At 69.1% G+C, this 16839-nt stretch carries 16 protein-coding genes; 9 read left to right on the top strand and 7 right to left on the bottom strand.

What is annotated here, in order from left to right:
• Window positions 1-328: 328 nt before the first annotated feature.
• The gene (locus H537_RS49920; protein ID WP_084151114.1) at window positions 329-1465 is read left to right on the top strand and encodes a hypothetical protein; all 1137 of its coding nucleotides are present in this window, start codon (window positions 329-331) and stop codon (window positions 1463-1465) included.
• A gap of 42 nt (window positions 1466-1507) precedes the next feature.
• Here the strand turns inward: H537_RS49920 and H537_RS46790 are convergent, their stop codons facing one another.
• From H537_RS46790 to H537_RS0132400, 3 genes are all read right to left on the bottom strand, one after another.
• Complete coding sequence (locus H537_RS46790) at window positions 1508-2494, bottom strand: alpha/beta hydrolase (RefSeq protein WP_051243943.1); 987 nt, start codon at window positions 2492-2494, stop codon at window positions 1508-1510.
• A 329-nt stretch (window positions 2495-2823) separates the two neighbouring features.
• Window positions 2824-6075: a bifunctional diguanylate cyclase/phosphodiesterase gene (locus H537_RS46785; protein ID WP_051243941.1), complete on the bottom strand. Its 3252-nt coding sequence runs from the start codon at window positions 6073-6075 to the stop codon at window positions 2824-2826.
• Window positions 6076-6261: 186 nt separating this feature from the next.
• Window positions 6262-8331: a diguanylate cyclase domain-containing protein gene (locus H537_RS0132400; RefSeq protein ID WP_156902081.1), complete on the bottom strand. Its 2070-nt coding sequence runs from the start codon at window positions 8329-8331 to the stop codon at window positions 6262-6264.
• A 436-nt stretch (window positions 8332-8767) separates the two neighbouring features.
• On the opposite strand from H537_RS0132400, the gene H537_RS0132395 reads away from it, so the two are divergent.
• The 4 genes from H537_RS0132395 (at window position 8768) to H537_RS46780 (ending at window position 12216) form a co-directional block, all read left to right on the top strand.
• On the top strand, window positions 8768-9220 hold the full coding sequence (locus H537_RS0132395) for a hypothetical protein (RefSeq protein ID WP_156902080.1): 453 nt from the start codon (window positions 8768-8770) through the stop codon (window positions 9218-9220).
• A 100-nt stretch (window positions 9221-9320) separates the two neighbouring features.
• Window positions 9321-9893: an NnrU family protein gene (locus H537_RS0132390; protein ID WP_029001201.1), complete on the top strand. Its 573-nt coding sequence runs from the start codon at window positions 9321-9323 to the stop codon at window positions 9891-9893.
• On the top strand, window positions 9893-11851 hold the full coding sequence (locus H537_RS0132385; RefSeq protein WP_064736085.1) for a M1 family metallopeptidase: 1959 nt from the start codon (window positions 9893-9895) through the stop codon (window positions 11849-11851). Before H537_RS0132390 ends, H537_RS0132385 begins: the two co-directional genes overlap by 1 nt.
• A gap of 65 nt (window positions 11852-11916) precedes the next feature.
• On the top strand, window positions 11917-12216 hold the full coding sequence (locus H537_RS46780) for a DUF3072 domain-containing protein (protein WP_084151120.1): 300 nt from the start codon (window positions 11917-11919) through the stop codon (window positions 12214-12216).
• 108 nt (window positions 12217-12324) lie between these two features.
• Here H537_RS46780 and H537_RS0132375 read toward each other — a convergent pair whose 3' ends face one another.
• The 3 genes from H537_RS0132375 to H537_RS53710 form a co-directional block, all read right to left on the bottom strand.
• Window positions 12325-12702 (bottom strand): VOC family protein, encoded by a 378-nt coding sequence (locus tag H537_RS0132375; RefSeq protein WP_029001199.1) that lies wholly within the window; start codon window positions 12700-12702, stop codon window positions 12325-12327.
• 205 nt (window positions 12703-12907) lie between these two features.
• A complete protein-coding gene (locus H537_RS56925; RefSeq protein WP_375136349.1) occupies window positions 12908-12973 on the bottom strand; it encodes a hypothetical protein in 66 nt (21 codons plus the stop codon).
• 7 nt (window positions 12974-12980) lie between these two features.
• Window positions 12981-13205 (bottom strand): hypothetical protein, encoded by a 225-nt coding sequence (locus H537_RS53710; RefSeq protein ID WP_156902079.1) that lies wholly within the window; start codon window positions 13203-13205, stop codon window positions 12981-12983.
• Window positions 13206-13306: 101 nt separating this feature from the next.
• On the opposite strand from H537_RS53710, the gene H537_RS53705 reads away from it, so the two are divergent.
• From H537_RS53705 to H537_RS53690, 4 genes are all read left to right on the top strand, one after another.
• On the top strand, window positions 13307-14098 hold the full coding sequence (locus tag H537_RS53705) for a DUF4261 domain-containing protein (protein WP_156902078.1): 792 nt from the start codon (window positions 13307-13309) through the stop codon (window positions 14096-14098).
• A 222-nt stretch (window positions 14099-14320) separates the two neighbouring features.
• Window positions 14321-14656, top strand: a complete 336-nt coding sequence (locus tag H537_RS53700) for a hypothetical protein (protein WP_156902077.1) — start codon at window positions 14321-14323, stop codon at window positions 14654-14656.
• A 77-nt stretch (window positions 14657-14733) separates the two neighbouring features.
• Window positions 14734-15099: a DUF6984 family protein gene (locus tag H537_RS53695; protein ID WP_156902076.1), complete on the top strand. Its 366-nt coding sequence runs from the start codon at window positions 14734-14736 to the stop codon at window positions 15097-15099.
• Between the two features lie 153 nt (window positions 15100-15252).
• Window positions 15253-15717: a hypothetical protein gene (locus H537_RS53690; RefSeq protein WP_156902075.1), complete on the top strand. Its 465-nt coding sequence runs from the start codon at window positions 15253-15255 to the stop codon at window positions 15715-15717.
• Window positions 15718-15950: 233 nt separating this feature from the next.
• Here the strand turns inward: H537_RS53690 and H537_RS0132360 are convergent, their stop codons facing one another.
• Window positions 15951-16640 (bottom strand): helix-turn-helix transcriptional regulator, encoded by a 690-nt coding sequence (locus H537_RS0132360; protein ID WP_029001197.1) that lies wholly within the window; start codon window positions 16638-16640, stop codon window positions 15951-15953.
• Between the last annotated feature and the right edge of the window lie 199 nt (window positions 16641-16839).

Genomic DNA, 16839 nt, shown 5'->3' with positions numbered 1-16839 from the left:
GAGGGCAAATACTGTGTTTTCATACAGTATCCACCACCTGAAGCCGAATTTGCACGCCGGTGGTGCGTGCGCAACAACTTTTTTTGAAGCGTGGTCCCGCCAGGCATGGGCGGCTCGGCCGTGCGCGCGCCTGCGGGACAGTCCTGAGAAGTCGCTCGATGTTTTGGGAACGGCAATTGCCGAGATAGCTCTTCGCCCGAAATACCACCGACCTTGGTCACGGTTTCCGGCGACATAAATCCCTCTCACCTCCTGAAAAAGAGGGATAAAAATTCATTTTGTACTGACTAAGCTTGCCGCGCAGACCAGGTTCTGCTGGGGAATCGTGATGAAGCCATATTTTCTCGCAGCCTTGCTGGCTGCTGCCTCCATTTTCAAGCCCGCATTTGCCGAAGACGGCGAGACATTCGTGCCGCAGCCGGCCAGCGCGCAGTTCCAGGCCACGCAATACCAGGTTTACAGCCTGGGCTCGGTGGAAGGCGGCGAGAGCTTCGCGCGCGCTGTCAGCAGCGACGGCAAGGCGGCCGGTTACGTGAGCTTCAACATCATCGGCGGCAAGCGTCCGGCGATTTTCGAGCGCGGCAAGGCGCCAGTGCCCATCTTCACCGATGGCCGGGGCGAAGCCACCGGCATCAACCGCCTGCGCGAAGTCGTGGGCTGGTACGTTCAAGGCGCCAGCCGCCAGGGATTCATATGGAAAAACAACGCCATCACCACGATCCTTTCCCCCATCGGCGGCCAGAGCCATGCCGCGGCCATCAACAATAGCTCCGTGGTGGTGGGCTGGTATGAAGTATCTCCGGGCATCACGCATGCCTTCCGCCATCAAAATGGCGTGACGACCGATTTGGGAAACTGGGGTGGCCGCTCGTCGCAGGCCACGGCCATCAATGCCAACGGCGATATTGCCGGCTTCAGGGAAATACAGGTCAATGGGCAGTGGGTGAAACAGGGCGTGCGCCTGAAGGCCACTGGCACCCGCCAGATCATCAAGCCCCTGGCCGGCTTCGATAACCTGGTGCCCACGGAAATCAACGACACCGGCGACCTGGCCGGCTCCATGTCGCTCAATGCCAGCGAGTTTCCCTTCGACGCCGCCGCCTTCATCGTCAAGGGCGCCTCGGGCACCACGGTGACGCGACTGACGCCCGCGGGCTGCTGCTTCGGCAGCGTGGGCTACTCGCTCAACAGCAGCCGCAAGGTGGTGGGCTACCGCTTCGACCGCCTGGCCGACCCTTCCGAACTCGGCCGGCTGTGGGACGTGACCGCGGCCCAGGAGATCTCGCTCTACACGCTGCCCGAGGCGCTGGCCGCGGGCTGGTGGCGGCTGTCGGAGCCGAGCGACATCAACAACAACGGCGTGATCGTCGGCCAGGGCGCCATCCGCCCGGCCAGCGGCGGACAGCTCATGCGCGCCTTCATGCTGGTGCCCATCCCCGCGCTGACGAGCCCGACGGCGCAGTGAGCCGGGCCGCGGTGCCCGCCTTCGGGCACCGTGCGCGGCGCCTCAGCCCTCGCCGAGAACCTGTGCCAGCGCCAGCCGCCCCGCGATGCCGTAGGGGCTGGCCAGGGTCTCAGCGACATCGAAGTGGTTGTATTCCTCGCCGATGCTCAGCGACACCTTCTTGCCGGCCTTTTCCAGCGCCAACGCGAAATCACGGGACTGCCGCATGAACTCCGGCGACTCCAGGCTGCCGTGCACCAGCGCCACCGGTGCCTGGACGCGCGCGACATGGCGCTGCGGGCTGAGCTGCGCCTCGATCTCGTCGGTGAAGGCCACGTATTTGCGCCGCGCCGACAGCCGCACCGGCTGGAGGTCGTAAATGCCGCTGATGCACACGGCGCCCTTGATCAGCGACTGCGGCAGCCCGAAGCCCTGGGTCCAATCCGTGGTCAGCAGCACGCCGGCCAGGTGGGCACCCGAGGAAAAGCCGCTGAGGTAGAGACGCGCCGGGTCGCCGCCGAAGGTAGCCGCATTGCGGGCGATCCAGGCCAGGGCGCGGCGCACCTGAGCCGCCATGACCATCAAATTGCCGTTGATGTCCAGAATATTGCTGAAATTCAGGGCCAGGAAATGCACGCCGCGGCCCACGAAATTCTCCGCCATGAAAGCGGCGTCGGACGCCGCCCCGCCGCGCCAGGCCCCGCCGTGGACGAAGACGTGGATCGGCGCATGGCGCTTTCCGGGCGCCAGAAAACCCTCGATGGTTTCGTCGGCCTGCGTGCCATAAGCCCACACCTGCTTGGGCGGCAGATAGGCCAGTGCACGCTGGCTGTTGGTGGTGGTGCGCCTCAGCAGCGATTGGATGTTGCTGGCCCAGAACTGCTGGTCGTAGGCCGCATCCAGCCGGGCCTGGTCGTAGTCCATCCAGACCAGCGGCCCTGGACGGCCTGCCGTGCCCGCCTCGTGCTGGGCCGCCACCCCGGCGGCCCCGAGGCCCAGGCCGGCCGCGACGCCAAGGCGCACGAATTGGCGCCGGGCCGGCAATTTCATGCCGGCCTCAGCCTCCGGCACTGCATTCGATTTTTCCCAGGAATATATGGAATCAAGCCTGTTCATCGTTCCCTCCTTTTGCCTGCAGCCGATGCCGGCCGGGCTGTTGATTGAAATCAGCAAGTTTTGCGGATGGCCCTGAATCACGTCGGGCCGCGATGCCGAGGCTGGTGACGGCATAACCAGACAGCGGCCCGGAATTCTGGCCCGCGGCCACGCACCTCCTGGAATCAGGAAGCCCGGGAATTACCCTGCATGGACAAAAACTTTCTCTCCAGGAATATGGCCTCGCGCCGGGGGCGAGGCCGGCGCAGCGGCGCCGCGCCCTCTCAGGCCGCGTCGCTCTTGCTCAGCAGCTGCAGCTTGGGCTTGGCGGCCTCGGTGCGGGCCGCCTGCGAGGCCTGCTGCTGCGCGACCCAGGCCTCCAGGTCGTGCGGCGGCAGCGGCTGCGCGTAGTGGTAGCCCTGCAGCTCGTCGCAGGCCACGCCGCGCAGCGCCATGGCCGTGGACTCGTCCTCCACGCCCTCGGCCACCACGCGCAAGCCCAGCGTGTGGGCCATGCCCACGATGGCGCGCGGCACCGCCAGGTGTGTCGGGTCCAGCGCCAGCTCCGCCACCACTGTGCGGTCGATCTTGAGCGCGTCGATGGGGAAGCGGTGCAGGTGCGGCACGCTCGAATAGCCGGTGCCGAAGTTGTCGATGGCCAGCTCCACGCCCAGCCGCTTGAGCGCCAGGAGCTGCTGCAGCATGAACTCCACGTCCTCCATCACCGCCGACTCGCACAGCTCCAGCTCCAGCAGCCGCGGCACCACGCCATGGCGCTCCAGCGCCGCCTGCAGCGCGCTGACCAGTCCCGGCTCGCGCAGCTGCACCGGCGAGAGGTTGATGGTCACCGGCACCGGCATGAACCCCTGCGCCTTCCACTGCGCCTGCTGGCGGCAGACCTCGTCGATGACCCAGGCGCCGATGGGCACGATCAGCCGCGAGGACTCGGCCACCGACACGAACTCCGCTGGCCCCACCGGGCCCAGCCGCGCGCTGTGCCAGCGCAGCAGCGCCGCCAGGCCCGACAGTGCGCCGTCGTGCGCCGCCACCCGCGGCTGGTAGTGCAGCGTGAACTCGTTGCGCTCCAGCGCCTGGCGCAGCTGCACCTCCACCAGCACGCGCCGGTGCGCGCGCTCGTGCAGCTCGGCCGTGAACAGGCAGGCGGCGTCGCCGCCGCGCGCCTTGGCCTGCATCATGGCCGCGTCGGCGCGGCGCATGGCCTCGTCCACTTCCTCCTCGGGCGGGCACAGCGCCACGCCCACGCTGCAGCTCAGGTGCACCTCGGAGCCGCCCACCGCGTGCGGATGCCGCAGCTGCGGCAGGAAGCGCTGCTCGACCAGGCGCAGCGCCTCCTCGCCGTCGCGGATGCCTCCCAGCGCCACGCCCAGCTCCGCGCCGCCCAGGCGGCACACCACGTCGCCGCCGCGCACCGTCTCCAGCAGCCGCTGCGCCACCGCGCGCAGCAGCGCGTCGCCGGCCGGGCGGCCCAGCGTGTCGTTGACGTGCTTGAACCGGTCCAGGTCGATGCACAGCACCGCCACCTGCTGCTCGCCCTGGCGCGCGCGCTGCACCATGGCCCGCAGCCGCTCCACGAACAGCACCCGGTTGGGCAGCCCGGTGAGCGCGTCGTGGTGCGCCAGGTAGCGGATGCGCTGCTCCTGCGCCTTGCGCTCGCTGATGTCCAGGGCGCTGAAGATGGTGTGGCGCCGCGGCGTGCCGGAGGCCTCGCCCTCGCTGACCACGGTGGCCGACAGCCACGCCGGCACCGTCTTGCCGTCGGACCGGTGCAGCCACACCTCGCCCTGCCAGCGGCCCTGCGTCTCGACGACGCGCCACAGCCGCTCGATGAAGCCGCGCCCCATGTCCTCGGACAGCAGCTGCTCCAGCCCGCGCCCGACCACCATGTCGGTGCGGCAGGCGGTGAGCCGGCACAGCGCCGGGTTGAGCGAGACCACGTGGCGCGAGGCATCGCAGATCGCGATGCCCTCGGTGGCGTTCTCGAACACCTGCATCCACACCGACAGGCCCTGCTCGGCGCGCTTGAGCTGGTCCACCGGCGTGAACACGGTGAGCACCGCGTCGCGCCCCTCGTAGGCCACGCGACGCGCCGACAGCACGCCCCAGCCCGGATGCGCGCCGCCGTGCCAGCGCACCTCCAGCTCATCGACCTGCCCGCGCTCGGTCAGCAGCCGCTGGAGCTGCACGCGCGCCGCCGGCTCCAGCCCCGCGCTGAGCGGGTCGCTGTGGCGCTGGCCGATCCAGGCCAGCCCCGGCCCGTTGGCGTGCAGCAGCTCGTGCGTGGGCAGCGCCGTGACGATGATGGGCAGTGGCGTGATGTCCGACAGCCGCTGGCGCGCCTGCAGCGCGTTGAGGGTGGCACTGAGCTGCTGCTGCTCCTGGTGGTGGCTGCCCAGCCGCGACAGGACGTGGTTGAAGGCCTGCGCCACGGCGCCGAACTCGTCGCGGCTGTCCCACTCCATGCGGCGGCTGACGTCGTTGCCGCGGCGCACGGTGCGCGCCACGTCGGCCATGTGCTGCAGCGGCTTCAGGATCTGGCGCGCCGCGGCCCAGGCGTAGGCCAGCGCGCCCAGCAGTAGCAGGGCGCCGCCGCCGAGCTGCAGCACCAGCTTCTGCCGCCGGTCGTCGATGCGCTTTTGCAGCAGCCCGCGCAGCGGCGCCGCCAGCCGCGAGCCGTACTCGTCGATCTGCACCAGCAAGGCCTGGTGCGTGGACAGCAGCGGCTTGAGCGCCTCGGCCCCGGGTGCGTTCGGCGCCAGCGCCAGCGCGCGGGCCTCGCGGCTGAAGGCCTCCACCGCCGCCAGCGCCTGCGCCTGCACCGCCAGCGCCCCCAGCACCGGATCGTCGAGCACGCGCACCTTGGCCTGCTGGCCGTCGAGCTCCATCAGCCGCGCCTGGCCCACGAGCTGGCCTTCGAGCATGAAGTAGCGGTTGCGCCAGTCCTCCACCGGCTCCTTCGGCAGCGCCGCGGCGGCGTTCAGCAGCAGCTCGCTCACGCGCTGCGCCAGCACCAGCAGCTCCGGCAGCCGCGCCACCATGATCGGCACCACGTAGCGGCCGTCGGCCAGCGCCGGGCTGTCGCCCAGCCCGGACTGGAAGGCCAGCTGCGACACCACCAGCTGCCCCTGGCGCAGCACCTCCGCGCGCAGCACGGCCAGCGTGGCGCGCCCCTGCGCGTCCGGCTTCTGCTGGGCGGGATCCTTGGTCAGCCGCTCCACCGCCTGGCGCAGCGCCGCGCCGACGGCCTCGGCGCACTGCGGCACCTGCATCAGCACCGCCGTGGCCTGGCGCGAGACCATCGGCGTCTCCGGCGCCGCGGCCGCCTGCAGCATGCGGTTGACCTCGCCGATGCACACCAGCCCGGCGAGCTCCTGCTGCGCCTCCGCGACGATGCGCAGCCGGTCGCGCACGAGCACGCTGCCGGCGAGCAGCGCCACCACCAGCGGCAGCAGGCTCATCACCAGCAGCTTGCGGCCCACGCTGAGGCGGCCGAGGAGTGACGAAAGGACGCGCGGCATGGCAGGAACTTCAACGAGCCGAGGGCGCCGGGACGGCTTGACGAAAACCCGCCGCCGTCCACGACCGGCACCGTCCCCCGCGGCTCCTCAAGCCACGAGCTTCGGCTCAGCCTGCATTGTGGCCCGGGCCCTACACGATCCCGGGCGGGACGCAACGGTCATGCCCAGGCCCCTGCGTGCACTTGTTCACGCCGTGGCGGGGTTCCCGTCCACCCGCTCGGAATGGGCGTCCGCCACCGGCCGCGGCGGCGCCGGGAGCACGGCCGGCGCCGGCGGGGCCGCCGGCACCCCGGCGGCGCTGGCCGCCTCCACCTCGGCCAGCGAGGCCACGCGGTTGCGCCCGCCCTGCTTGGCGACGTAGAGCGCGCGATCGGCGCCCTCCACCAGCGACTGCACCCGGGCGCCGGGGCCCGGCAGCAGCGTGTGCGTGCCCACGCTCAGCGTCACGCGGCCCTGCACGCCGTGGCGGTGCTCGATGGCCAGCAGCACCACCGCGCGGCGCGCCAGCTCCGCCACCACGCGCGCGCCATCGGCATCGGTGCCGGGCAGCAGCATCGCGAACTCCTCGCCGCCCCAGCGCGCCACCAGGTCGCCCGGGCGGCGCGAGACGCCGCGCAGCGCCATCGCCACGCGGCGCAGGCAGGCGTCGCCCTCAGGATGGCCGTAGCTGTCGTTGAACTGCTTGAAGCGGTCCACGTCGATCATCAGCAGGCTCAACGCCTCGCGCTGGCGCTGCGCCACGCGCCAGGCGTCCTCCAGCGCCGCGTCGAAGCGGCGCCGGTTGGCCAGGCCGGTGAGCGGGTCGAAGGCCGCCAGCCGCGCCAGCTCCTCGTTGCTGCGCGCGAGCTGCTCGTGCGCCGTCTGCAGCTCCAGCTGCGTGCGCCGCAGCTCGGTGATGTCGGTGCGGATGGCGATGTACTGGTAGGGCTTGCCGCGCTCGTTGAGCAGCGGAACGATGGTCGTGTCCACCCAGTAGGTGCTGCCGTCCTTGGCCCGGTTCTCGACCTGGCCCTGCCAGACGCCGCCGCGCGCGATGGTGCGCCACATGTGCTTGAAGAACGAGGCCGGGTGCCGGTCCGAGCGCACGATGCTGTGCGGGCTGCCGATCAGCTCCTCGGCGCTGTACTTGGACAGCGCGCAGAAGCGCTCGTTGACGCTCAGGATCACGCCGCGCACGTCCGTGACCGCCACCACGGCGTGCTCGTTGATGGCGTGCTCCAGTTCCGCCAGGCGCCGGTTGGAGCCCTGCAGCTCGCGCGTGAGCGCCTGTTGCGCCCGCAGCGTGCGGTGGTTGAGCAGCCCCGCCAGCACCAGCCCCGCCACCACCGCGGCCACGGCAGCCGCATTGAGCCAGGCCGAGTGCCGCCAGGCGGCCAGCACCTCGTCGCGCGACAGCGCCACCACCACCATCACCGCGTAGGCCTGGGAGTGCACGAAGCTGTACTGGCGCTGCAGGCCGTCCACCGGCGAGTCGGCGGTGAAGGTGCCCGAGCGCGCACGCGAGTAGTGCTCGCGGTTGAGCACCGACTCCTTGAGCTCGATGCCCACCGCCACCTCGCTGTAGGGCCGGCGCACCAGCACCGTGGCGTCGCGGGTGCAGAGTGACAGCAGCGCGTCGCGGCCGAGCTCGAAGCGGTCCAGGTACTGCTGCAGGTACTTCATCGACAGCGCCCCCACCACCACGCCGGCGAAGCGGCCGTCCGCGTGCGCCAGGCGCCGCGACAGCGGCACGACCCAGTCGCCGTGCGGCTCGGCGCGGAAGGGCTTGCCCACGATCAGGTCGTCGCGCGTGCTGGCGCGGTGCAGCTCGAAGAACTCGCGCCCCTGCGCGGAGGCCTCGTAGCGCTGCCCGGCGTAGGAGCTCACGCGCAGCTTGCCCTTGGCGTCGTAGACGTACAGGTCGTGCAGCGCGGGCTGCAGGTTGACGCGGCGCAGGATCTCGTCGCGCAGCGCCTGCGTGGGGCCGCCGCCGTCCTCGTAGGGCGCCAGCACCGTGCGCGAGACCACGGCCATGAAGGCGTCGGTCTCGCGCAGCGTGGCCTCCATGTGGTCGAGCACCGACTCCGCCAGGTTGGCGCTGGTCTGCTGCGCCTGGCGCAGCGCGTTCTCGCGCGCCTGCCACATGAAGGCGCTGGCCGCGGCCACCAGCGCCACACAGGCCAGCAGCAGCACCGCGCCCACGCGCAATGCCGCGCGCGGGCCCAGCGCGGGCGCCGCGGCCTGAATCGGTGCTGAATCGGAATGGGCAGAGGTCATGGCATGGAAAACATGCCGCAGCACGCACAGCCCGACCGGCAACAACGGTGGCGTGCCGGTACGGCGCGGCGCGCCGGCGCTGGGAGCGCCGACTGCTTTCCCATCGGCATCTCCTGGCCAGACTTGAGGCCGGCCCGCCGTCCAAAGGCCGCGAATTCGCACACCGCCCCGGGGAGTGAGCGCCCGCGGCACCGCTGGCGAGGTGCCTGCGTGGCAATCCGGGCCGTGCCCGGGACCCCCAGGATGCGGGTCAGCCACTTGCTATATCCCGATGCAAGCACCGCTGCTCCGCCCCGGACACCGCCGCCGAAGCGCCGACCGCCTGCCGCCAAGCCGCCGCCCGCGAGCGGCTGCCCATGGCGCGCTGCGGCCTGGCGCCCAGGCCTGCCGGCGCGGCACGGCGACCGACCGTCCGAATTCCCGAGATTGCACCGCCATGTCCAGCTTGCGCCCCCGGGCCCGCTACCGGCCCCCTTCCCACTCCCTCTTCGGCCAACCTTTCGCGGCCCGCATGCGGCCGGAGGAGGCGGCGCAGCTGGAATCGCTGGCCGACCTGCTGCAGCACTTCTGGATGCAGCTCAACCGCGCGCGCATCCAGCACCTGTGCCAGGCGCTGGCGGCGGAGAGCCTGGAGGCGCTGTGGCGCGACCGCATCCGCGAGATCCAGGCGCTCATCGAGCGCGTGGGCGTGCTCGGCCCGGATCAGGCCGTGGAGGGCCTGGAACGCGCGCGCAACGCGGTGGCGGACTGGGAGCAGCAGGTGCACCGCTTCTTCTCCGGCCCGGTGAAGATGGCCGACTACTGCATCCTGCAGAACCGCCTGGAGTCCATGGCCCGCGCCATCGACCTGTGCGCGCGCATGTGGCAGCTGCAGGAGGGGCGGGAGTAGGGCCCTGGGGCCGCGGCCGGCGCGCGGCCCTTGAGGTTGCGGGCGCATCTGGGAGCGCGCCTATGATCCGGCGCACCCCCTGACGCGAAAGAAGCCCGCCATGACCCTGCTGCTGCTCGGCCTGCTGCTGTTCCTGGGAACGCACTCGGTGTCCATCCTCGCGCCCGACTGGCGCCGGGGCTGGATCGCGCGGCACGGCGAGAAGCCGTGGAAGGGTCTGTACTCGCTGGTGTCGCTGGTCGGCTTCGTGCTGCTGATCGTGGGCTACGGCTGGGCGCGGCAGTCGCCGGTGGTGCTCTACACGCCGCCGACCTGGACCCGCCACCTGGCGCTGCTGCTGATGCTGCCGGTGTTCCCGCTGCTGCTGGCCGCGTACCTGCCCGGGCGCATCAAGGCCGCCGCCAAGCACCCGATGCTCGCGGCGGTGAAGCTGTGGGCGCTGGCGCACCTGCTGGCCAACGGCACGCTGGCCGACGTGCTGCTCTTCGGCGGCTTCCTGGCCTGGGCGGTGGCCGACCGCATCTCCGCCAAGCGCCACCCGCGCGGCCCCGTGCCCGGCGCCCCGCCGCGCCCGGCCAACGACCTCATCGCGCTGGGCGCCGGACTGCTGCTGTACGTGCTGTTCATCGCCGGGGCGCACGCCTGGCTGATCGGCGTGTCGCCGCTGGCCTGATGCCTGCGCAACCGATGGCCGCCGCCTGCCTGGCGGCCCTGCTCGCCGCCCTGCCCCTGGCCGCGGCCGCCGCCCCGGCGCCGCCGCCCACCGCCGCCCACCACCTGACGCTCCACCTCGACCCCGCCGCCGGCCGGCTGCAGGGCCACGACCGCCTCACCCTGCCGGCCGGGTACCGCGGCGCGCTGCTGCTGGAGCTGGGCGAGGCGCTGGAGCTGCAGTCCGCCACGGCCCAGGGCCGCGCGCTGCCCTTCACGCGCGAGGGCGAGCGCGTGCGCATCGCGCTGCCGCCGGGCACCGCCTCGCTGGAGCTGCGCTACACGGGGCGCCTGGCCGGCGCCGAGGCGCCGCGCATCGCCGCCGAGGGCAGCTGGCTGCCGGGCGACTTCGCCTGGTATCCCCGCCTGGACTGGTCCGACGCGCTGCAGGTGGAGGTGCACACCCCCGCCGGCCAGCAGGCCGCGCTCACCGGCGCGCTGCGGCGCGAGGACCACACGGGCGAAGGCACCCGCGCCGTCTACGCCGCCTATCCCGGCGAGCCGCCCACGCTCTTCGCCGGCCCCTGGCAGTGCCAGGCGCGCCAGCACCGGGGCCTGCGCCTGCGCGCCTGCTTCCACGCCGAGGTCGCCTCGCTCGCGGGTGCCTACCTCGACGACGCGGCGCGCCACATCGACCGCTACGCCGCGCAGCTGGGTCCCTACGCCTATGCCGGCTTCGACATGCTCTCGGGCCCGGACCCGGTGGGGCTGGGCTATCCGGGCCTGACCTACGTGTCGCGCGCCATCCTGCCGCTGCCCTTCATGCGCGCTCGCTCGCTGCCGCACGAGGTGCTGCACACCTGGTGGGGCAACGGCGTGCGCGTGCGCACGGGCGGCGGCAACTGGGCCGAGGGCCTGACCACCTACCAGAGCGACTACGGCCTGGCCGACGCCGCGGCGCGCGAGCGCATGCGCCGCGAATGGCTGCGCGACCACGCCGCACTGCCCTCAGACGCCGACCAGCCCCTCACCGCCTTCGTCACCAAGGCGCATGCGCGCGACCAGGTCGTGGGCTATGGCAAGGGCGCCTTCGTCTTCCACATGCTGGAGCAGCAGCTCGGCACGCCGGCCTTCGACGCCGGCCTGCGCCGCTTCTACGCCGCGCAGCGTGGCCGGGAGGCGGGCTGGGCCGAGCTGCAATCCGCCTTCGAAGCGGCCTCGGGACAGCGGCTAGATGCCTTCTTCCGTCAGTGGCTGACCCGCGCCGGCGCGCCCGCGCTGGCGCTGCGGGACGTGGCCTGGCGCGACGACGGCCTGAGCCTGTCGCTGGCGCAGACGCAGGCGGGCGCGCCCTACGCGCTGCGCGTGCCCGTGGCGGTGGACACCGAACTCGGGCGCGAGACGCACTGGGTCACGCTGGAGGGCGCCGCCGCGCGGGTCGAGCTGGCGACCCGCGCCCGCCCCGTGGGGCTGCAGGTCGATGCGCAGGCGGACCTGTTCCGCCGCCTCGTGCCCGGCGAGCGCGCGCCGATCCTGCGCGACCTGCTGCTGCAGCCCTCGGCGCAGGCGGTGCTGGCCGGCGTGCCGGCGGACGCGATTCCCACCGCCCAGGCCCTGGCCGCGCAGTTGCTGCCCGATGCCGCCGCGCCGGTGGAGCCCGGCGCCTGGGACCGCGCCCGCCCGGCGCTGCTGCTGGGCGTGGGCCGCCCCGAGGCCGTGGCTGCCGCGCTGGGCCTGCCGCCGCCGGCGCTGCCGGCCGAATCCGCGGGCGCCGGCGCATCGGCATTGGCCTGGGCCGTGCCCGGCGCCGCCGCGCCCACCGTGGCGGTGGCCGCCGCCGACCGCGCCGCGCTGGAAGCGCTGCTGCGGCCCCTGCGCCACTACGGCGCGCAGAGCTGGGTGCGCTTCGACGGCGCGCGGCTGCTGGACCAGGGGCTGTGGCCGGTGGCGGCGGACAATGCGCTGTCGGCCCGGCGGTGAACGGGCCCGCTGAGCGGCACACCGCTTGCCGCTACTGGATATCCATCCATACCCTGGAGATGTCCATGACCGACAAGCACATGCAAGCCGAGGCCGAGCAGAGCAACATGCAGAAGGACCCGCAGGACTGGGTCACGGGCGACGAGCCCATGACCGGGGCGCAGAAGTCCTATCTCAAGACGCTCAGCGAGGAGGCCAAGGAGCCCTTCGACGAGACGCTGACCAAGGCCCAAGCCTCGCGGCGCATCGACGAACTGCAGGAGCGCACCGGGCGCGGCAAGCCCCAGGGCGGCGGGCGGGACGGCAACGGCAGCGACAACGAAGGCGGGGACGGCGGAGGCGGCGGGGACGGCGGCGGCGACTGACGCCGCCTGGCGGGCTGGCGCAGGCGGTGTGCTTTGCGCCGCCGGTACACCGGTCACGGGCACCGCGTGCGCCGGCGGCCTTGGGCGCGGCGCAGGCGGCGCCTTCAATCACTCCATCCGCGGTGCGAACACGCGCAGGCGGTGGCCGTCCGGGTCCAGCGCCGTGAAGGTGTGGCCGAAGTCCATGGCCGTGGGCGGCTGGATGACGGGAATGCCCTGCGCCTTCCAGGCCGTGTGCCGCGCCTCCACCGCGTCCACGCCCTCCACGGCGAAGGCCAGTTCGGAGCCGCCGGGCGTGGTGGCGGCGGGCTGCACGCCGCTGGCGGCCCACAGCCCCAGCATCACGCCCGAGTCGAGCGCGAACATGGCGAAGGTGGGCGAGCTCTCCACCGGGGGCTTGCCCAGCAGCGCGGTGTAGAAAGCGACGCTTTCCAGCGGGCTGTGCACGTAGAGCAGGACGAAGTTGGGTTCGAAGCGGGTGGTCATCTGGGTTCTCCCTTGGCGCGTGAAGCGGGTTGGTTGTTGAAGGCCTCCATGCTCGTGGCAGCCACTGACAGATTCCGTCAGCAGCGTGACTGGGGCCGTCCGGGGACGGCCAGTGGCTGGCCCGCCTTCTTCACGCCCTGACGTTTCCAACTCGTGCATCAAGCGCTGAGCCTGTAGGACGCGCTTCTTGGTACCGAGCCCGTCTTTACGTGGCGGCGGAAACCTGCCGCTTGGTGGCCAGCCAGGACAGGAATTGCGTGACTTCCTCCACACCCAAGTCATTTGAATGGCGCTTGCCGTGAAAGAGGATGAATCATCGCGCCCAGCCGGCGTAGCCTTCTTTCGTGCGCGATGAACAGTGGCGCAGGCGGATCTCCACGCACAAAAGAGATAGCAGGCGGAGCGGTTTGAGCTTGGTATCCGAAAATTTGCTGCTGGTGACCAAAAATTATTCCCCAGCCCAAATGCAGCGCTTTCCAGGCCATGGAAATCGTCGCTTGCATCGCTGGTGTCCACTCGCGTTTTTCTAGGCGGCCTAAAGCGACGCGCTGAAATCAGGGGCTGGGCGTACCGTTTTGGTTAGAGAGCGCGGCTGGAGGAGGATGTGAAGGTGAACCGCTTAGGCCGCATCGTGGAAGAAGGCTCGACAGGTTTAATTGGCGTAAGACCCCATGTGGCAACCGAAATGATTCTCTGCATCCCTGGCCCATGGGCCGACCGAAGCGAGTTCCTTCGCGCTGTTATCACGCTTGAGCCGAAAGGGCGCTACATGTTTGCCGGTTTGGTCTTGGCGGACCTCGTGGCCAAGGATCACGTCCCACTAGAAATACATTCCGCCGATCCACATATGGCACAAGCCTTCAAACTGGCTGGCCAAGGGAGGTTACCGCCAGAAGTGATGCACTCCTTGCAGCAGCACAAGTCGGCTGCATATCTTCACTTTCCGGCGGACATGGCATCCCAGCGCCAGCGGATTGTGAGTTTCAGTCAAATCATCCGAAGCGCGGGCGGCATCGCGGTGAAGGTCGAGTCCTCTGGCGTTGCCCATCCGTGGGAACGGTGGATGGACCTCCTCGGCGGCACGCCATTCGAGCAATACAGCGCCTTGGTGACGCTGATTGGAGACGAGCGGTCCTACTACTCATGCGGCATGCATCACTTCGGTTTGCCTGAATGCGAGGTTTCAAACTCATTCGCTGTTGCGGAAGCGGCTGATTTAATGAACAGATTCAACTTCTGGCAGGCGGCCGAGAATCCGGCTCTTGCAGACGGCCACACGTTTAGCGTGGCACAGGAAGCCCCGCGCTTTGCCATGCATCGAAAGCCGGACACACGGCACGAGCCAAATCATCCCTCCTTCAATCCACACGGCGTCTGGCAACTTCATGCATCCTAAACCCTCCATCGAACGGGCGTCTTCAAGCTGGCTGCGCCAGCCAGAAGCCGCCGCTCATGTCGAACGTTAGAGCTTATCAGCCGGCAAAAAACTTGTTCTTGGCTTCGCCTACGGCGTGCGCAATTTTCAGGCTGTACCGGAAGCTCGCCGCCCAACTGGGCATTGCAGCGGACCGGCAAAAGCTGCACTTTTTCCAGTCGCTGAATTTCAATGTTAGAGCACATGAAACTTCTTCCATCTGCCACTCGTCTTTCTGCCACAGGCAGCGGGTTGGTTGTTGGGCTTGGCATGCCGGCGCTGGATGCATGGCAGTCGGCTACAGGCGTTGTTGACGAGTCAGTGCAATTTCAGTTCGTAGTCGCTCTCACATTGCTCTTCTTCGTTCCAGTCATCCTCTTTGTGGTCGGTTTGGAGTACTTTGCGTATGGATTCAAAGACATGCTTTGCCGGCCTTACTGGCTTGCCCTCAAAGAAATAGCCCTTCGTGGCATTTGCTGGCTTTGCGGTGCAGGTCTCGCATTCGCTGTTCTCGCCGCAGTGCGGAGATTTGTCGTGTAAAAATGTGACCCATGTTCTCTGACCCACCCTTGCAGCGGACCGCTTTGGCGATCGCTGAATTTCCACGTTAGGCGGCCATGAGACATCTTCTCGCGCACGAGCGTCCTATAGTCGCGTATCTATTCGAGCTTGCCGGCATTTCAGCTGACATCGATGCGCTCATCGTAAAACCCATGTCGGCCGGTGGCATGGGCAGCTTGTTCATCGCGTCTTTCGACAGCTCTCGTAAACTTGGATCATCGCCTGCAGAGTGCCACTTCCACGACCTTGATGGCGTTTCCGTTTCCGCAGAACTCAATCTCGATCAGGATGGCAGACCATTTGAGATCGACATCTGGCGAGTAGACTTTGCGCCGACGGTGGGCTGCCCGTTGCGTGCAGAGCTGATGGCTGGCCCGCCTAACAACTCGTTCAAACCGACACCGCCTCGCGACGTAGCTTAACTCAGGCGTCTGGCGCGATCCATGTACATCCACACCCAATTTTTTAATTGCGCAGAATGTTCAAGCCGGGAATGTCAGTTCGTGGCTAAATCTTTCCTTCACGCGATGGCCCATGGCCGCACGTGACGTCACACATCGGGTTATTTGTCAACCATGACGCCGACAGCCGCCGACATCGCAGAATACTTCTCTAAAGGCATTGAGACGACGATACTGTCACCGGAGCAGGCCGTGGCATGGGCTGACTCGGTTATTGCAGATACAGATAAACCGCCTTACGAGTTTATTGCGATCGCGCTGAGCCGGAGTCAGCAGGAAATAATTTCCGCGCTCAACGAGGTTCCTGGAGAGCGAGACCCGACCAAGGCAGGAAAGTGGCTTCTGGCAAGGCTGCAACAAGCCGACATTCAATCAATAGAGGGGTTGGCAGAGGCAGTTCGCAAAGCAATGATGATATGCAGACACTGCGAACTGGATGAGCAAATCTACTACGATTTTGACAATATTGACGATTCACTCTACTTGGCCCGTTACGATCAATTCGGCACTGTAGATGGGTGTCGCACTGGTTTTCTAGCCTTTCTTTATCAACATGCAACCCCATTACCGACAGTATAAATCCTCAATCTATCGCTTCGGCGGCCGCTGAGCCAGTACGTTGACAGGGACTATCGCCATCAAGAAGACGCATTGAATCCTCTGCACGCGCAGATGGTTATATGTCCGCAAGGCCATGAAGGAACGGATATTCAGCGGCAGAAATATTCGACCAGAGCGCCGCAATCCATTTCCGTCCAGATTCGACCCATGCCCAGGCCCGTACCGCGTGCGTGCCTGCGCACCCTGCCTGCCTACGCCTGCCGCACACCCTCCCGCTCCCGCCAGTCCTGCAGCAGCGCCTGCCGCCGCCGCGGGTAGCGCTCGGCCAGCAGCTGCAGTGCGTCGATGCGGTCGGTGCGGAAGTGGCGGATGTCTTCGCGCAGCTCGCACCACGCCACCAGCACCTGCACTTGGTCGAAGAAGCCCAGCGCGAAGGGCCAGACGGTGCGCGTGCTGGTGCGGCCCCCGGCGTCGCGATAACCCAGCTCAAGCCGCCGCTCCTGGCGGATCGCCTCGCGCAGCGCGGCCAGGTGCTGGCCGCTGTCCTGCAGCGGCGCGCCGGGCCCGGCCAGCAGCGCGTTGTCGTCGAGCTCGCGCCGCAGCGGCGGGGGCAGCACCGCGCCCACCTTGGCCAGCAGGTCACGCGCGGCCGTGGCCAGCCGCGCGTCGCCGCGCTCCATCACCCAGCGCGAGCCCAGCACCAGCGCCTCGATCTCCTCCACCGAGAACATCAGCGGCGGCAGCGTGAAACCCTCGCGCAGCACGTAGCCCAGGCCGGGCGCGCCGTCGATGCCCGCGCCCTGCGCCTGCAGCGTGGCGATGTCGCGGTAGAGCGTGCGCAGGCTGATGTTCAGCTCCTGCGCCAGCGCCGCCCCGCCCACCGGGCGGCGGTGCCGGCGCAGCAGCTGCAGCAGGTCGAGCAGGCGTTCGGAACGGGACAAGAGCGTGCAAGGGCAGTGGAAAAGGCGGCGATTGTGCAGACGCCGGCCTGCGCGCGGCTGACGGCGCCGGCTTGCAAGCGCCTTCGCCAGCCCCACCTGTGAAGTCCGGCGCAGCGCTCCCACGCACGCCGCTTGCACAGCCTTCCTGCCGACGCCTGGGCAGCGCGCCTGGCGGCTTCCGCCCCACTCCACCGCAGTC

It is taken from the genome of Azohydromonas australica DSM 1124 (assembly GCF_000430725.1).
Classification (GTDB): domain Bacteria; phylum Pseudomonadota; class Gammaproteobacteria; order Burkholderiales; family Burkholderiaceae_C; genus Azohydromonas; species Azohydromonas australica.
The sequence above is the reverse complement of the archived record's forward strand: the minus strand, read 5'-3'. Positions and strand labels throughout refer to the sequence as shown.